Genomic DNA, 18270 nt, shown 5'->3' on the forward strand with positions numbered 1-18270 from the left:
ATGACATGAGAAGATTATTCGGGTGGATGCCCGGCATCGCGAGCGCCATGGCCCAGGGTCCCTGGGGCGGCAAGGGTGACGGGCCTGAGGGCAATGACGGACCGGGCAAGAACGGGTCCGGCGGGGGCAGTGATGGCCCGCGCAATCCCTGGACCCAGCCCGGCAAGCCGGCCGGCGCAAAATCTCCCTCCGCAATCGAGGAATTGCTGCGCAAGAGCCGCGAAAGCTTTGGCCAGGGCGGCGGCTTCGGTGGTCTGCCGCCGCGCGCGAACGGCCGGGCGCTGTGGCCGATTGCCGTCGGCATTGTCGTCGTCCTGTGGCTGGTGCTGACCAGTTTCCACCGGGTCGGCCCGCAGGAACGCGGCGTCGTCACCCTGCTCGGCAAATATAGCCGCACCCTCTCGCCCGGCATCAGCCTGACCCTGCCCGCCCCGTTCGAGGCGGTGCGCACGGTCGATGTCGAGGAAATCCGCACGATCGACATCGGTTCGGCCAGCGCGGAGAGCGAAAATCTGGTGCTGACCGGCGACCAGAATATCGTCGACCTGGCCTATTCGGTGCGCTGGAACATCCGCAATCCGGAACTCTATCTGTTCCAGCTGGCCGACCCGGATGCATCGATCCGCGAAGTGGCGGAAAGCGCGATGCGCTCGGTGGTCGCCAGCGTCAGCCTGGACGATGCGCTGGGTGCGGGCCGCACCGAGATCGAGCAGCAGGTCGAACAGCGGATGCAGGAGATTCTCGACGGCTACAAGTCGGGCATCCGCGTCCAGGGCGTGGCGATCAAGCAGGCTGATCCGCCGGCCGCCGTCAACGACGCCTTCAAGGAAGTGTCGGCCGCGCAGCAGACCGCCCAGACCTATCTGAACGAGGCCCGTGCCGCCGCACAGCAGGTCACGGCCAAGGCGCAGGGCGAAGCCGCAGCCTTCGACAAGGTCTATGAACAATATCGGCTGGCACCCGACGTGACCCGCCGGCGCATGTATTACGAAACCATGGAGGGCGTCCTGTCCACCGTCGACAAGACGATCGTCGAAAGCGGCAACGTCACCCCCTTCCTGCCCCTTCCCGAACTCAAGCGCCGCGCCCAGGGCACACCCCAGTCGGCTGCCAATGCGACGGAGGAAGGCCAGTGAGCTTGCGCAATCCCATCGCCCTCGCCATCGGCGCGATCATCCTGCTGATCCTGGTCGGCAGCACCGTCACCATCGTGCCGGAAACCCGGCAGGGCGTGATCGTCCGCTTCGGCGAGCCCAAGCAGATCATCAACCGCTATCGCCCGAACGAGGATTTCGGCAAGACCGGCGCCGGCGTCATCCTGCGCGTGCCCTTCTTCGACCAGATCGTCTGGATCGACAAGCGCGTGCTCTCGGTCGAGATGGAGCGCCAGCAGGTGCTTTCGACCGATCAGTTGCGCCTGCAGGTCGATGCCTTTGCCCGCTACCGCATCGTCGATCCGCTGCGGATGTATATTTCGGCCGGCAGCGAGGAGAAGGTGTCGGACGCGCTGCGCCCGATCCTGGGCTCGGCGCTGCGCAACGAACTGGGCAAGCGGCCTTTCGCCGCGCTGCTCAGCCCCGAACGCGGCCAGGTGATGCAGAATATCGAGGCCGGGCTTGACCGGGTCGCGCGCCAATATGGCGCCGAGATCGTCGACGTGCGGATCAAGCGCGCCGACCTGCCCGACGGCACGCCGCTGGAAAGCGCCTTCACCCGCATGCGCACCGCACGCCAGCAGGAAGCGCTGACGATCCGCGCCCAGGGCCTGAAGCAGGCACAGATCATTCGCGCCGAGGCCGACGCCAATGCCGCCCGCATCTATGCGGAAAGCTTTGGCAAGGACGCGAATTTCTATGACTTCTATCGCGCCATGCAGGCCTATCGTTATACCTTCGCCCCGGATCGGGCGGGCGGCACGACGATGGTATTGTCGAAGGACAATGAGTTCCTGAAGCAGTTCCAGGGCCGCTAACAGCAGGTTTCAGGATCATTACGGAACCAGTGTCATTCAATATCGGTTAAGGCAGGGCGGCGCATCGATAAGGCTCCCCGAGAGTCCCGCCCTTCCCGCTCCCGAATTTCTGAAGAGGACCGTCACGAGTGCGTTACGCTTATGCCATCACCGGCGCCCTGCTGCTCGGCGGCACCGCCATCGCCGTCACGACCAGTTCCAATGTCGGCGCGCAGACCGCCCAGAATGAAGGCCTGCAGGCCGCTGCACCCGCCGGCGCGCCGGCGAGCCTGGCCGACATGGTCGAAAAGCTGCAGCCGGCCGTGGTCAACATCTCGACCAAGCAGCGCGTCACCGTGCAGAATCCCTTCGCCGGCACGCCCTTTGGCGACCTGTTCGGCCAGGGTGGCGGCGGCAAGCCGCAGACCCGTCAGGCCCAGTCGCTTGGCTCGGGCTTCCTGATCTCGGCCGATGGCTATATCGTGACCAATAATCACGTCGTGTCGGCCGGTGCCGAAGGCGCTAGCGTCGACAGCATCACGGTCACCATGACCAACAAGGAAGAATATCCCGCCAAGCTGGTCGGCCGCGATCCCGCAACCGACCTTGCCGTGCTGAAGATCGACGCGAAGAAGCCCCTGCCCTTCGTCAAGTTCGGCGACAGCACCAAGGCGCGCGTGGGTGACTGGGTCGTCGCGATCGGTAACCCCTTCGCCCTGTCGGGCACCGTGACCGCCGGCATCATCTCCGCCGTGCATCGCGGCACCGGCGGCACCTATGACAAGTTCATCCAGACCGATGCGTCCATCAATCAGGGCAATAGCGGCGGCCCGATGTTCGACATGCGCGGCAACGTGATCGGCATCAACAGCCAGATCCTGTCGCCTTCTGGTGGCAATGTCGGCATCGGCTTCGCCATCCCCTCGGAACAGGCGGCGCCGATCGTCGACACGCTGCGCCAGGGCCAAAGCATCAAGCGCGGCTATCTGGGCGTGCAGATCAGTCCGCTGGGCGAGGATATGGCGGACTCGCTGGGCCTCGCGAAGAATCGCGGCGAGTTCGTGCAGGGCGTCGAGCCTGGCAAGGGCGCCGAAAAGGCCGGCATCAAGGCAGGCGACGTGATCGTCAGCGTTGCCGGTCAGGAAGTGACGCCGGACCAGAATCTGTCGTCGATCGTCGCCAACAGCAAGATCGGGTCGAGCGTGCCGATCGTGCTGCTGCGCAACGGCCAGCGCATGACCCTGAACGCGGTCGTGGGCGAGCGCCCGAGCGAAGACGAACTCAATAATTTCGCCCAGCAGCAGGATGATGATTTCAGCCAGCAGGGCGACCAGGGCAGCGACACCCAGGCGGCGCAGAAGTCGCTGGGCATCTCTGCCATCCCGCTGACCCCCAGCATCACCCGCCAGTTGGGCGTTGCCGGCGACACGCGCGGCATCGTCATCACCGCCGTTGACGGATCGACCCGATGCCGGCGCCAAGGGCCTGCGTCGCGGCGACGTGATCCTGTCGGCCAATAACCGGCCCGGTGCTGACCCAGGCAGATCTGGATGCGCAGGTGAAGGCGGTGTCGGCCCAGGGGTCGCAACGCCATCCTGCTGCAGGTGCTGCGTCGCGGCCAGGCGCCGTTGTTCCTGCCCATCCGCCTGCGCGACAAGTAAGTCAGCGAAAGCGACAATCGTTACGGGCCGCGCTTGCCGGATTGCCTGCCTCCCTTCTAAGAAGGAGCAGACAGTCCGGCGGGCGCGGCCCGACCCGTTTTTGAGGAGCATAAGCCCATGAGCGACGGCATCTTCCTTGGTCTGGGCGCGCCCGAAAAGGACGGCGGCATCCCCCAATATCTCAACCTGCGCCGGGCCAATCGCCACGGCCTGATCGCCGGCGCAACCGGCACCGGCAAGACGGTGACGTTGCAGGGCATCGCCGAAAGCTTCTCGGCGCTCGGCGTCCCGGTGTTCGTGGCCGATGTGAAGGGGCGACCTGTCGGGCATTTCGATGGCCGGTTCGCCGACCGCCAAAAATGCCGACAAGCTGGTGTCGCGCGCCAAGGAAATCGGCATCGCCGATTACAGCTATGCCGACAATCCGGCGATCTTCTGGGATCTCTATGGCGAACAGGGCCATGCGATCCGCACCACGGTCAGCGAGATGGGGCCACTGCTGCTGGCTCGGCTGATGGGCCTCAACGACACGCAGGAAGGCGTGCTCAACATCGCCTTCAAATATGCCGATGAGGAAGGGCTGCTGCTGCTCGACCTGGGCGATCTGCAGGCAATGCTCGCCTATTGCGCGGAAAATGCCGATACGCTCTCGGCCCGCTTCGGCAATGTGACCAAGGCCAGCGTCGGCGCGATCCAGCGCCAGTTGCTCCAGCTCGAAACCCAGGGCGGCGACCATTTCTTCGGCGAGCCCGCGCTCGACATCCACGACTTCCTCAAGGTGGATGACAAGGGGCGCGGTTATGTGAACATCCTCGCCGCCGACAAGCTGATGCAGAGCCCGAAGCTCTACGCCACCTTCCTGCTCTGGCTGCTGAGCGAATTGTTCGAGACGCTGCCCGAAGTGGGCGATCCGGAAAAGCCGGTGCTGGTCTTCTTCTTCGACGAGGCCCATCTGCTGTTCGATGACGCCCCGGCGGCATTGCAGGACAAGATCGAGCAGGTCGTTCGCCTGATCCGTTCCAAAGGTGTCGGCGTCTATTTCGTCACCCAGAACCCGATCGACATTCCCGAAGCCATTGCCGGCCAGCTCGGCAACCGGGTGCAGCATGCGCTGCGCGCCTTCACCCCGCGCGACCAGAAGGCGATCAAGGCCGCAGCGGACACCTTCCGCATCAACCCCGATCTCGACATCGAGACGGCGATCACCGAACTCAAGACCGGTGAGGCGCTGGTGTCGCTGTTGCAGGAGGATGGCGCGCCCGGCGTGGTCCAGCGCACACTGATCGCCCCGCCCCGCTCGCGCCTCGGCCCGGTCGACGCCAAGGAGCGGGCGATCATCCAGTCGATCTCGCCCTGCGAGGGCAAATATGACACCGCCGTCGACCGCGAGTCCGCCGAGGAAATCCTGGCCGCGCGCGGCGAGGCCGCCGCTGCCGCCGCGCAGGCAGCCAAGGCCAAGGCCGAAGCCGACAAGGCCGCCGCCGCCCAGGCCAAGGTCGAGGCCAAGCAGCGCGAACAGGAGTTGAAGGAACAGGCCCGGCGCGATGCCGCCGCGGCGCGCGAGGCGGCCAAGCCCAGCAGCCTCGACAAGGCGGTCCAGTCCGCCACCCGCTCCGCCGCCTCCTCGGTCGGCCGTCAGGTCGCCAATGAACTGGGCCGCGCCGTATTCGGCGGATCGAGCCGCAGATCCTCGGGCGGCGGCATCGCCGGCCAGCTGGTGCGCGGCATATTGGGCAGCCTGTTCAAATAAGGATGGGCCAGTAACATGGACAAGGGGCCGGTCGATTATGTCCGGCCCGTTGCTATCCGCCGCGGGATAAGGCTAGAGCGCGGCCATGTCTTCCTCGGCTGCTGCACCCCACCCGCTCCATTACGGCAATTTCCGCGCCTATCTGGTCGGCCGTTTCTGCGCCACGCTGGCGCAGTACAGCATGATGATCCTGCTCGCCTGGCAGGCCTATAATGTCGCGCGGGAGACGATGAGCACGGGCGAGGCATCGGCGCAGCTTGGCCTCATCGGCCTGGCGCAGTTCCTGCCGCTCTTCTTCCTGACGCCGGTGACCGGCTGGGTGGCCGATCATTTCGACCGGCGGATCATCACCCGGCTGACGCTGGCGCTGTTGATGCTCGCCGCAGCCGTGCTGGCCTTTGCCACCTATGAGGGCTGGGTCAGCCTGCCGCTGATCTTTGGCATCGCAGTCATCGTCGGCATCGCCCGCGCGTTCAACGGGCCGGCCTATGGGGCATTGGCGCCCAATCTGGTGCCGCCCGCCGTGCTGCCGACCGCCATCGCCCTGTCGTCGGTCGCCTGGCAGACCGGCGACATCCTCGGCAAGGCGGTGGGCGGCTATGCCTATGCGATCGAGCCCTGGGCCGCCTATGCGCTGTCGGCGGCCTTGTTCGGCGTCGGCCTGATATCGATGATGATGATCGGGCCGGTGCCCCAGCCGCCGCGCCAGCAGGGCCGCCATCCGATCCGCCAGATGATCGACGGCTTCACCTATCTCAAGAGCAACCGGCTCGTGCTGGCGACGATCACGCTGGACCTGTTCGCGGTATTGCTGGCCGGTGCGACCGCGCTGCTGCCCGTCTATGCCCGCGACATCCTGCATGTCGGGTCGACCGGCTATGGTCATCTGGCGATCGCGCCGGGGATCGGCGCGGCGCTGACAGCGCTCTGGTTCTCCTTCCGGCCGATGAAGACGCAGGTCGGCCTCAAGATGCTGGCGGCGGTCATCCTGTTCGGCCTGGCCACGATCGCCTTCGGCTGCACCGCCTTCCTGCCGCGCGACATCGCGGTGGAGGCCGGCATCGCCGCGCTGATCGTGCTGGGCGGTGCCGACATGGTGTCGGTGTTCGTGCGCCAGTCGCTGGTGCAGTTGCACACGCCCGATGCGATGCGCGGCCGCGTCTCCAGCCTGTCGCAACTGACCATTTCCGCCTCCAATGAACTGGGCGAAGCGGAATCGGGCTTCCTTGCGGCGCTCGTTGGGCCTATCGCTGCGGTCATCGGGGGTGGCGTGGGCGCCATTCTCGTCACGATATTCTGGGCGCGGCTCTTTCCCGAACTGCGCCTTGCACGCACTTTCGACCCACCCGACTTAAGGGAGGCGGACATCAGCCAGGAGACGGCCCAATGAAAGCTGCCACTATTCTCGATACCATCGGCAATACTCCCCATGTCCGGGTCAACCGGCTGTTCGGGGACGCTGAAGTGTGGATCAAGTCGGAACGGTCGAACCCCGGCGGGTCGATCAAGGACCGCATCGCGCTCGCCATGATCGAGGCGGCCGAGGCATCGGGCGACCTGAAGCCGGGCGGCACGATCATCGAGCCGACGTCGGGCAATACCGGCGTAGGCCTCGCCATGGTCGCCGCGGTCAAGGGCTATAAGCTGATCCTGGTCATGCCCGAAAGCATGTCGATCGAACGCCGCCGGCTGATGCTGGCCTACGGCGCCAGTTTCGACCTGACCCCGCGTGAAAAGGGCATGAAGGGCGCGATCGAACGGGCGCTGGAACTGGTGTCGCAGACGCCCGACAGCTGGATGCCGCAGCAGTTCGAGAATCCCGCCAATATCGACGTCCATGTCCGCACCACCGCGCAGGAAATCATCGCCGATTTCGCCGACGCGCCGATCGACGTGCTGATCAGCGGCGTGGGCACGGGCGGCCATATCACCGGCACCGCCGAGGTGCTGAAGAAGCAGTGGCCGAACCTCAAAGTCTATGCGGTCGAGCCGACCTTGTCGCCGGTCATCAGCGGCGGCCAGCCCGGCCCGCACCCGATCCAGGGCATTGGCGCGGGCTTCATCCCGGCGAACCTGCACACCCAGATATTGGACGGCGTGATCCAGGTCGATCCGGCCGATGCGAAGGACTATGCCCGTCGCGCCGCCAGCCAGGAAGGTATGCTGGTCGGCATCTCGTCGGGCGCCACGCTCGCCGCGATCGCGCAGAAGCTGAAGGAACTGCCCGCGGGCAGCCGCGTTCTGGGCTTCAATTATGACACCGGCGAACGCTATCTCTCGGTGCCCGACTTCCTGCCCGAATAAACGGCACAAAGCCTAGGGCATGATCGACGGCACTTTCCCTGACCGGCCACATCGCGCGATGTGGCTGATATGGCTGTTGCTGTTCGTCGGTCTGCCCATGGCGGTCGCCGGCTGGGAAAGCCGGCCGCGCGCTGGCGATGAGGTGGCGCAGGGCCGCCGGCTGGCGGCTGTTGCAGCCGCCCGCCAGCGCCGACCGGCAACGCCGCCGCCCGCCGTCGAACCCGTCGCGATTTTCGCGCTCGGCCCCGAGCAGGCCCGCGACCTCAACGCCCAGATCCCCTTTTCCCGCGATCCCAATCCGCCGGCCCGACCGTTCATGTTCCGCGGATCGGAAACCGATCTGGCCCGAGCCACGGACTGCCTGGCGGCGGCCCAGCTTTACGAAGCGGGCGACGATGCGGTCGGCGAGCAGGCGGTGGCACAGGTCGTGCTCAACCGCGTGCGCCACCCGGCCTTCCCCAAGACTGTCTGCGGCGTGGTGTTCCAGGGGCAGGAACGGACCACCGGTTGCCAGTTCACCTTCACCTGCGACGGCGCACTGGCCCGCACGCCATCCATCGGCGCCTGGGCGCGGGCGCGGGAGATTGCGCGTGGCGCGCTGGCCGGCAAGGTGTTCAAGGCTGTCGGTTATGCCACCCATTATCATACCGACTGGGTTGTGCCCTATTGGAGCGGCAGTCTGGACAAGATCACCGCAGTCGGCACGCATCTGTTCTTTCGCTGGCGCGGCTGGTGGGGCACGCCGCCCGCCTTCCGCCTGGGCGAAGCCGGTGGCGAGCCGCTGATCGCCCGCATCGCCCGCCTGTCCGCCGCGCATCAGGGCCTGCCGGGCAGCGGCCTGCCGGGCATGCCGCTGGTGCTGGCGACCGAAGCGGCCGCCGCGCTGGCCGCCAGGCCGGAACGCGCCATCGGATCGGACTCGCTGGGCAAGACGATCGGTGGCGTCCGACTGATCGCGATCGCACCGGGCGGGCGCAGCTTCCTGGTCGAGCTCAATCGCAGCAGCCCGCCGGAAAGCTGGCCCGCGCTGGCCGAGACCTTCTGTGCCGGACGGCCCGAATGCCGGATCATGGGCTGGCGCGGCGGCGCCGTCCCGACCGGCCTGCCGCTCAACGACGCCCAGCTTGAGGCGATGAGCTTCGCCTATATCCATTATGTCGGCAACGGATTGCAGCGGGCGCTGTGGAACTGCAGCCAGTTCCCCCGCCCGACCAAGGCCGAATGCATGCGGCAGCGCGTGCCAACCGCGACGCCAGCGCCGCCGCCCGCGGCCGCCGTCGCGCCCTCGCTGGATGGCGTGCGGCGCAAGGAGCGGTTCGAGACGGTCAAGATTGCACCGGCCCCACCCGCCACGCCGCCGATCGTGACACCGAAGGTGACACCCGTAACGCCATCCGGCTCCTGATGCGGACGGCGCTGGCGGATTTCGCGCGCGATTACGTTATGGTATAAAATCACGACATTTCGGGGGCAAGATGGTTACGCGGCGGGGCTTTATCGGACGGGCAGGCGGCGCGCTGGGTGTCACTTTCGGTGTCAGCCTGGGGCTGGACGGCGCGGTTGCGGCCACGGCCGGACCGTCGGATGGCTGGCCCGACGAGGCGCCCTTCCGTTTCGCCGGCGACATGACGGATTTCGAGGCGGCACAGCGCGCACTGCTGCCCCTCTATGACGTGGAGCGCGATTTCGCGACTTTCGACGCGGCCTATTATGGGGCGATGACCCGGCCGGTCGCGGCCAGCTATCGCGCCTATTCGCAATGGGTGAACCGCAACAATTCGCTGTTCCTGCGCAATGCCGCACCCGGCCATCCGCGCGACGCCGAGCTGGATCGGTCGCGCACGGCCGTGGCCAAGCTGCTCGGCGCGCAGACCGAGGAGATCGCGCTGTCGGGCGGCGGCACCGAGGCGCTCTATGCGCTGATCGCCAATTATGCGCTGCTCAAGGCCGGCGACGCGGTGATCTATGCCGATGTCGACTATGACGAGATGCAATATGCCTGCGACTATCTGGAGCAGAGCCGGGGCGCCCGCATCGTCCGCTTCAGCCTGCCCGAGCCGCATACGGAAGCGAATATCCTGGCCGCCTATGACAGGATATTGAAGGAAACGCCGCGCGCGAAGCTGCTGCTGCTCACCCATTTGTCCAACCGCAACGGGCTGGTGCCGCCGGTCAAGGCGATCGTCGCCATGGCCAAGGCACGGGGCGTCGACGTGATCCTGGACAGCGCCCAGGCGGTCGGCCACCTGCCCTTTACAGTGGACGACACGGGCGCCGACTTCATCGGCTTCTCGCTGCACAAATGGCTGGCCGCGCCGCTCGGCACCGGCGGCATCTATATTCGCAAGGACCGGCTGCAGGACATCTCCCCCTGGCTCGGCAACCGCATCCATGGGCCGGAGGATATTCGCGCGCGCATCCCGACCGGCACGGTCGACTTCGCCGCCCGCCTGACCATCCCGCGCGCGATCGCGGTGCAGGATGCTATCGGACTGGAGGCGAAATATCGCCATCTCGTCCGGCTGCGCGACTATTGGGTCGAACGGGTTCGCGACATCGCCGGGCTGGAGATATTGGTGCCGCAGGAGGCCGGCCGCTTCGGCGCCGTCACCGGTTTCCGCCTGCCCGGCATGAAGGGCCCGGATGGCGCCAAACAGGCAGCCAAGCTGTTCCTCGACAAATATCGCCTGCTGGTGGTGGCCAAGGCCGGGCTCGCATCCGGGCCAGTGCTTCGCGTGACGCCTGCCCTGTTCAACAGTAGCGCCGAGCTGGACCGGCTGGTCGCCGCGATCAGGGCGGAGCGGAAACTGTTCAGCTAAGACGGTCCGCCGCCTGTGCAAGCAGGCGCCGGGCTTCGTCCGTCACCGCTATTGCGGCGGTGGAGAGCGAGCGACCGGCCCGTCGCACCAGCGCGATCTCGCTCTGTATGGGCGGGCGGTCAACCAGATCGAGCATGACCAGCGCACCGGCCGCGATGTCGGCCTGCGCCGCCGCCGGCGCCCCGACCCAGACCGCGTCCGAGCGCAGCGTCAGATCCCGCAGGATATGGAAATTGTCGCAGATGAAAGCGCCGGTCATGTCCGGCAAGCCGGCGAGAACCAGATCGGACGCGCTGGCAATGGCAAAAGGCCCCAGATCCGCTCGACCAAGCCCGGTGCGCCCGGCCAGCGGATGCCCGCTGCGCACCAGCAATCCGACCTCGATCGCCCCGACCATCTGCACGCTGAGTCCCTGCACATCGGCCAGCGGCCAGCTATTGCCAAAGATCAGTTCGATCTGATCGTCCATCAGTGCCTGGACCAACTGGTCGGGCGTGCGGATCATGGTCCGCAGCAGAAGGCCGGGGCGGGTGCGCTGCACATAGGCGCCAAGATCGGGCAGCAGCAGACTGGCCATCAACGGGCCAAAGCCGATCGCGACCTCTCCCGCCTCACCGCGTGCCAGGAGCCGCAGGTCGCGATCCATACCTGATGCCAGCCCGACGAGATCGCGTGCCTGATCGATGATCTGGCGGCCGATCGCGGTCGGCATCACCCCGCTGCGGCTGCGATCGAACAGCCGCACGCCATAGCGCACCTCGAACGCGGCGATCGAGCGGCTGAGCGCCGGTTGGGTGATGTTGAGCTGCTCGGCGGCTCGCGAAAAGCTGCGGGTCTGCGCGACGGTCAGGATGTGGCGAAGGCGAAGGATATCCATGCATATATGTTATCCTAATCGCATCCAATATGCATTGGACGATATGCATCGCGCACAGCACCCTGAAGCCAACCGTTCCTGAACGGACGACAGGGAGAGACCATGCACGCATTCCTCTATGCCAGCGCCGGCGCCGCTGCGCTGATGATCGCCGCCGCCAGCCCGGCGCAGACGGTGCGCACCACCCTGCCGATTCCCCCCGCGCCCTTCGACGGGGTCATTGCGCCCGATGTCGCCAATTCACGCCCGATGCCGGTGCAGCCGGTTCGCGCGCCAGCCGGCGCGCCCAATGTTTTGCTGTTCATGAGCGACGATGTCGGCTTTGCCATGTCCAGCGCCTTTGGCGGCCCGGTGCCCACACCCAATTTCGAGCGGCTGGCGGCGATGGGCCAGCGGTACAACCGCTTCCATACCACGGGCATCTGCTCGCCCTCCCGCGCGGCGCTGCTGACCGGGCGCAACCATCATGCCGCGGGCAATGGCTATCTGAGCGACCTGCCGACGGGCTTCCCTGGCTATATGGGCCGGATGGGACCGGACACCGCCACGATTGCCCAGATGCTGCGCCTCAACGGCTATAACAGCGCAATGTTCGGCAAGGACCATAATGTGCCCAAGAGCGAGCAGAGCGAGGCGGGGCCATTCGACAACTGGCCCACGGGCCGGGGTTTCGAATATTATTATGGCTTCATCGCCGGGGATAATGATCAATATTCCCCCACCCTGTTCCGGGGGATCAGCCGGGTCGCGCCGGAGGAGAATAAGGCCGACCTGCTCGACAAGCGCCTGGCCGACGAGATCATCCGCTATGTCCATAACCAGAAGGCAGCCGCGCCCGACAAGCCCTTCCTGATCCATTATGCGCCCGGCTCCACCCATGCCCCGCATCAGGCGCCCGCCGACTATATCGCCCGCTTCAAGGGCCGGTTCGACCAGGGGTGGGACCGGATGCGGGAGGAAAGCTATCACCGGCAACTGACCATGGGCATCCTTCCCAAGGGCACGCAATTGACCGCCCGGCCGGCCGAAATTCCCGCCTGGGACAGTCTTGATCCACAACAAAGAGCCTTTGCCGCGCGGACGATGGAGGTCGCTGCGGCGCAATTGGTCTATCAGGACGAACAGTTCGGCCGGGTGCTTGACGAACTGGAGCGCATGGGTCTGCTGGAGACAACGCTGATCAGCGTGATACTGGGCGACAATGGCGCCGCCGCCGAAGCCGGTGTCGAAGGCACCGTCAACGAGATGCAGACGGTCGGGCGCCATAATGAAAGCCCGCAATGGCTGGCATCGAATATCGACCGCATGGGCGGACCGATGACCTATGGCACCTATCCCGCCGGCTGGGCCTGGGCGATGGACACGCCGTTCCGCTGGACCAAGCAGGTGGCGTCGATGCTGGGCGGCATTCGCAACGGCATGATCATGGCCTGGAAGGGGCATGTCGCAAAGCCGGGCAGCATCTGTGCGCAGTTCGGCCATCTCAACGATATCGTGCCCACCGTGCTGGACGCCGCCGGCCTGCCCGCACCGACGAGCGTCAACGGAATCGCGCAGAAGCCTATCGATGGGAAAAGCCTGCTCCCCAGCCTGAGCCAGTGCCAGCCCAAGGCGCCGCGCACCCAATATTTCGAGATCGGGGGCAAGGCTGCCCTCTATCAGGATGGCTGGTTTGCCAGCATGGACGATGGCCGTGCGCCCTGGGTCGCGATGCCACCGGGTGGCGCCAATCCCCCCGTCACCTGGACGCTCTATGACCTGGAGCGCGACTTTTCGCAGTCGACCGACCTGTCGACCTCTCAGCCCGACCGGCTCAAGGCGATGCAGGCCACATGGCAGACTGAGGCCGAACGCAACCAGGTCTTCCCGCTGGACCACCGTTTCGGCGCCGGCCGGGCGGAGGGCATGGCGGCCTTCATCGGCGGCGGCAGGCGCCATTATGAATATTGGGGCAAGGATATCAGCCTGCCAGCCATCGGCCAGCCCTTCCTGGTCGGTCGATCCTTCACCATCACCGCCCAGTTGCACCTCGACAAGCCGGATGCATCGGGCTCCATCATGGCGCTGGGCAGCCATTTCGGCGGCTGGAGCCTCTATCTCGACCATGGTCGCCCCAGCTTCGTCTTCGCCCGGTCGACCAAGCCCGAAGAGGTTGCACGGGTCGCAGCGGCCACCCCTCTTTCCGCCGGCAGCACGTCGATACGGCTGCGCTTTGCCACCAGCGGCTTCGGCAAGCCGGCAGAGGTCACGCTCAGTTCCGGCGAAACACAATTAGCGCAGCTTTCGCTGCCGGTCAGCTTCCTGATGCCGGCCGGCAACGGCGAGACGCTGGACATCGGCCAGGACATTGGCGTGACCGTCACCGACTATGCGACACCCCATGGTCGGCTGGAAGGGGATGTCCGCCATCTGACGATCGACATGGATTGATCCCGCCCCCCTTCACAAAGCCGCCCCCTTTTCCTATATGGGCAGTTCGAAATCGGTCCGTTCCTGTCCTCCCTGGATGGGATGGTCCGTCCCCCTCATCGCTCGGGGTCCGGTTCGCATGGCGCACGAAACCGGCGGAATTGGGCGAGTTTGGCGGGCAACAAGACGCTGACAGTGCGGATCGGACAGTCCCGGCCCGCACTTTTTTGCGTGGAATATGGGGTGCGAATCACCCCGGATTCCAGAGCATCCGGACTGAATTTCCGTTGCAATGCGGAAAAACACGACGAACAGACGACAGGCAGGAACCGCATGGCGACCAAGGCTCTCCCAACGATCAACACCGGCGCTAAGAAGCGCATCCGCAAGGTGTTCGGCGACATCCACGAAGTGGTGCAGATGCCGAACCTGATCGAAGTTCAAAGGGAGAGCTACGAACAGTTCCTCCGTTCCAACCCCGCGATCGGCTATGTGTCGGGCCTGGAAAAGACCCTGCGCAGTGTCTTCCCGATCCGCGACTTCGCCGGCACCGCCGAAATGGACTTCGTCCATTATGAACTGGAAGACCCGAAGTTCGACGTCGAGGAATGCCGCCAGCGTGGCATCACCTATGCCGCGCCGATGCGCGTCACCCTGCGCCTGATCGTGTTCGAGGTCGACGCCGACACCGAAACCCGTTCGGTCCTCGATATCAAGGAGCAGGACGTGTACATGGGCGACATGCCGCTCATGACGCAGAACGGCACCTTCATCGTCAACGGCACCGAGCGCGTCATCGTGTCGCAGATGCACCGTTCGCCGGGCGTCCTGTTCGACCATGACCGTGGCAAGACCCACTCGTCGGGCAAATATCTGTTCGCTGCCCGCGTCATTCCTTATCGTGGCTCGTGGCTCGACTTCGAGTTCGATGCCAAGGACATCGTCAACGTGCGTATCGACCGCAAGCGCAAGCTGCCGGTCACCGCGCTGCTGTACGCGCTCGGCCTCACCGCCGAGGAAATCCTGGGCCAGTTCTACAACAAGGTGACCTTCGTCCGTGGCGAAGGCGGCTGGCAGATCCCCTACACCGCCGAAGCCTGGCGCGGCCTGAAGCCCGCGTTCGACATCGTCGACGCCAAGTCGGGCGAAGTCGTGTTCGCCGCCGGCCACAAGATCAGCCCGCGCGCTGCCAACAAGGCGGAAAAGGATGGCCTGGCCACCCTGCTGATCCCGACCGAGGAAGTCTATGGCCGCTACAGCGCCTATGACCTGATCAACGAGAAGACCGGCGAGATCTACATCGAGGCCGGCGACGAAGTGTCGCCTGAAAACCTCGAAAAGCTCGACAAGGCGGGCATCGACCGCCTGGAACTGCTGGACATCGACCATGTCACCACCGGTCCCTGGATCCGCAATACGCTGAAGGCCGACAAGGCCGAAGAGCGCGACCAGGCCCTGAGCGACATTTATCGCGTCATGCGCCCCGGCGAGCCGCCGACGAAGGAAACCGCCGAAGCGCTGTTCGCCGGCCTGTTCTTCGATCCGGAACGCTATGACCTCTCCGCGGTCGGCCGCGTGAAGATGAACATGCGCCTCGACCTGGATGCCGAGGACACCGTCACCACCCTGCGCGTCGAGGACATCCTGGCGGTCGTCAAGGAACTGGTGAACCTGAAGGACGGCAAGGGCGAGATCGACGATATCGACAATCTCGGTAACCGTCGCGTCCGCTCGGTCGGCGAACTGCTGGAGAACCAGTATCGCGTCGGCCTGCTGCGCATGGAACGTGCGGTCAAGGAACGCATGAGCTCGGTCGACGTGTCGACCGTGATGCCGAACGACCTGATCAACGCGAAGCCCGCCGTGGCCGCGGTGCGTGAATTCTTCGGCAGCTCGCAGCTGTCGCAGTTCATGGACCAGACCAACCCGCTGTCGGAAGTCACCCACAAGCGCCGCGTGTCGGCGCTTGGGCCGGGTGGTCTGACCCGTGAGCGCGCCGGCTTCGAAGTCCGCGACGTTCACCCGACCCATTATGGCCGTATCTGCCCGATTGAAACGCCCGAAGGCCCGAACATCGGTCTGATCAACTCGCTGGCCACCTTCAGCCGCGTCAACAAATATGGCTTCATCGAAACCCCGTACCGCAAGGTGATCGACGGCAAGGTGACCAACGACGTCGTCTATCTGTCGGCGATGGAAGAAGCCAAGCACACGATCGCGCAGGCCAACGCCGAAACCAATGCCGACGGCACGCTGGCGGAAGACCTGATCTCCGCCCGTGAAGCCGGCGAATTCCTGATGGCCCCGCGCGACAACATCACCCTGATGGACGTCAGCCCCAAGCAGCTGGTGTCGGTCGCGGCCTCGCTCATTCCGTTCCTGGAAAATGACGACGCCAACCGCGCGCTCATGGGATCGAACATGCAGCGTCAGGCGGTGCCGCTGGTCCGTGCCGAGGCGCCGTTCGTCGGCACCGGCATGGAAGGCACCGTGGCCCGTGACTCGGGCGCGGCGATCGCCGCCAAGCGCGCCGGCATCATCGACCAGGTCGACGCGACCCGTATCGTGATCCGCGCCACCGGCGATGTCGAACCCGGCCAGTCGGGCGTCGACATCTACACGCTGCAGAAGTTCCAGCGCTCCAACCAGGACACCTGCATCAACCAGCGTCCGCTGGTGAAGGTGGGCGAACTGGTGCAGGCCGGCGACGTCATCGCCGACGGCCCGTCGACCGAGTTCGGCGAGCTGGCGCTGGGCCGCAACGTGCTCGTCGCGTTCATGCCCTGGAACGGCTACAACTACGAAGACTCCATCCTGATCTCCGAGCGGATCGTGAAGGACGACGTCTTCACCTCGATCCATATCGAGGAGTTCGAGGTCATGGCCCGCGACACCAAGCTGGGGCCGGAAGACATCACCCGCGACATTCCGAACGTCGGTGAAGAAGCGCTGCGTAACCTCGACGAGGCTGGCATCGTCTACATCGGCGCCGAAGTGGAGCCGGGCGACATTCTGGTTGGCAAGATCACCCCCAAGGGTGAATCGCCGATGACCCCGGAAGAAAAGCTGCTCCGCGCGATCTTCGGTGAGAAGGCAAGCGACGTGCGCGACACGTCCCTGCGCCTGCCGCCGGGCGTTGCCGGTACCGTCGTCGAAGTCCGCGTGTTCAACCGTCACGGCATCGACAAGGACGAACGCGCCATGGCGATCGAGCGGGAGGAAATCGACCGTCTCGCCAAGGACCGTGAAGACGAACGCGGCATCCTCAACCGTGCGACCTTCAACCGTCTGCAGGAAATGCTGATCGGCCAGACCGCCACTGCCGCGCCCAAGGGCGTCAAGAAGGGCGTTGTGATCGACGAGGCTCTGCTGGGCGAAGTCGAGCGTCACGAATGGTGGAAGTTCGCGGTCGAGGATGATGTCCGTCAGACCGGCATCGAAGCCGTCAAGGCGCAGTATGACGAAGCGGTGAAGCTGATCGTCGAGAAGTTCGAGGATCGCGTCGACAAGCTGCAGCGCGGCGACGAGCTGCCGCCGGGCGTGCTGAAGATGGTCAAGGTGTTCGTCGCGGTGAAGCGCAAGCTGCAGCCGGGCGACAAGATGGCCGGCCGTCACGGTAACAAGGGTATCATCAGCCGCATCCTGCCGGCCGAAGACATGCCCTTCCTGGAAGACGGCACCCCCGTCGACTTCGTGCTGAACCCGCTGGGCGTGCCGTCGCGCATGAACGTCGGTCAGATCTTCGAAACCCATCTGGGCTGGGCCGCACGCGGCCTGGGCGCCCAGATCGGCCAGGCTCTGGACGCATGGCGCGAAGCCAATCCGAACCCCGAGGCGGGCCAGCCCCCCGAGGCGGTGAAGGAACTGCTCAAGACGATCTATGGCGACAATTATGTCGCCGAAATCGAGGCGCGCAGCCCCGAGCAGATCGTCGAGCTGGCGCAGAATGTCCGTGCAGGCGTGCCGATGGCGACGCCGGTGTTCGACGGTGCCGTCGAATCCGACGTGTCGGCGATGCTGAAGCTGGCGGGCCTGGACGAATCCGGCCAGGTTTCGCTGTTCGACGGCCGTACCGGCGACGTGTTCGACCGCAAGGTGACCGTTGGCTACAAATATGTCCTGAAGCTGCATCACCTTGTCGACGACAAGATCCACGCACGTTCCATCGGCCCCTACTCGCTCGTCACCCAGCAGCCGCTGGGCGGTAAGGCGCAGTTCGGTGGCCAGCGCTTCGGTGAAATGGAAGTGTGGGCGCTCCAGGCCTATGGCGCCGCCTACACGCTGCAGGAAATGCTGACGGTGAAGTCGGACGACGTGGTCGGCCGCACCAAGGTCTATGAGGCGATCGTCAAGGGCGACGACACGTTCGAGGCCGGCATTCCCGAAAGCTTCAACGTGCTGGTCAAGGAAATGCGTTCGCTGGGCCTCAACGTCGAACTCGCCGCGATGGACGAGATTGACGACGACGGCATGGCGGCTGCGGCGGAATAAGGGATGCG

At 65.4% G+C, this 18270-nt stretch carries 9 protein-coding genes and 2 pseudogenes; 10 read left to right on the forward strand and 1 reads right to left on the reverse strand.

Translation table 11 applies throughout. The features are described from left to right. Positions 1–5 precede the first annotated feature (5 nt). The 8 genes and pseudogenes from hflK to DIZ22_RS13695 all read left to right on the forward strand — a co-directional run bounded on the left by hflK (position 6) and on the right by DIZ22_RS13695 (position 10485). Positions 6–1136 carry an FtsH protease activity modulator HflK gene (gene hflK, locus DIZ22_RS13660; protein WP_169861861.1) on the forward strand — a complete coding sequence of 377 codons (1131 nt, stop codon included), beginning with the start codon at positions 6–8 and terminating at the stop codon, positions 1134–1136. After that, positions 1133–1972: a protease modulator HflC gene (locus DIZ22_RS13665; RefSeq protein WP_004208464.1), complete on the forward strand. Its 840-nt coding sequence runs from the start codon at positions 1133–1135 to the stop codon at positions 1970–1972. The genes hflK and DIZ22_RS13665 overlap by 4 nt, the downstream gene beginning before the upstream one ends. 128 nt (positions 1973–2100) lie before the next feature. Next, positions 2101–3612, forward strand: a pseudogene (locus DIZ22_RS13670) (Do family serine endopeptidase). A 117-nt stretch (positions 3613–3729) separates the two neighbouring features. Further along, positions 3730–5362 (forward strand): annotated as a pseudogene (locus DIZ22_RS13675) (helicase HerA-like domain-containing protein). 85 nt (positions 5363–5447) lie between these two features. After that, on the forward strand, positions 5448–6752 hold the full coding sequence (locus DIZ22_RS13680; protein WP_122928349.1) for an MFS transporter: 1305 nt from the start codon (positions 5448–5450) through the stop codon (positions 6750–6752). Further along, positions 6749–7666 carry a cysteine synthase A gene (gene cysK, locus DIZ22_RS13685; protein WP_010338110.1) on the forward strand — a complete coding sequence of 306 codons (918 nt, stop codon included), beginning with the start codon at positions 6749–6751 and terminating at the stop codon, positions 7664–7666. Before DIZ22_RS13680 ends, cysK begins: the two co-directional genes overlap by 4 nt. A 19-nt stretch (positions 7667–7685) precedes the next feature. After that, positions 7686–9071, forward strand: coding sequence for a cell wall hydrolase (locus DIZ22_RS13690; RefSeq protein WP_122928350.1), 1386 nt, complete (start codon positions 7686–7688; stop codon positions 9069–9071). A gap of 70 nt (positions 9072–9141) precedes the next feature. Next, the gene (locus DIZ22_RS13695; RefSeq protein WP_122928351.1) at positions 9142–10485 is read left to right on the forward strand and encodes an aminotransferase class V-fold PLP-dependent enzyme; all 1344 of its coding nucleotides are present in this window, start codon (positions 9142–9144) and stop codon (positions 10483–10485) included. Here DIZ22_RS13695 and DIZ22_RS13700 read toward each other — a convergent pair. Then, positions 10478–11362, reverse strand: a complete 885-nt coding sequence (locus DIZ22_RS13700; RefSeq protein ID WP_122928352.1) for a LysR family transcriptional regulator — start codon at positions 11360–11362, stop codon at positions 10478–10480. The two genes, DIZ22_RS13695 and DIZ22_RS13700, sit on opposite strands and share 8 nt — an antisense overlap. 102 nt (positions 11363–11464) lie before the next feature. Here DIZ22_RS13700 and DIZ22_RS13705 point away from each other — a divergent pair, with 102 nt between their 5' ends. Both DIZ22_RS13705 and rpoB read left to right on the forward strand, forming a co-directional pair. Further along, positions 11465–13792: an arylsulfatase gene (locus DIZ22_RS13705; protein WP_240626738.1), complete on the forward strand. Its 2328-nt coding sequence runs from the start codon at positions 11465–11467 to the stop codon at positions 13790–13792. 312 nt (positions 13793–14104) lie between these two features. After that, entirely contained in the window at positions 14105–18262 is a 4158-nt protein-coding gene (gene rpoB, locus DIZ22_RS13710) for a DNA-directed RNA polymerase subunit beta (RefSeq protein WP_004208471.1), read from the forward strand. The last annotated feature ends 8 nt before the right edge of the window (positions 18263–18270 follow it).

This window comes from Sphingobium sp. LF-16, assembly GCF_003711185.1.
Classification (GTDB): Bacteria; Pseudomonadota; Alphaproteobacteria; order Sphingomonadales; family Sphingomonadaceae; genus Sphingobium; species Sphingobium yanoikuyae_A.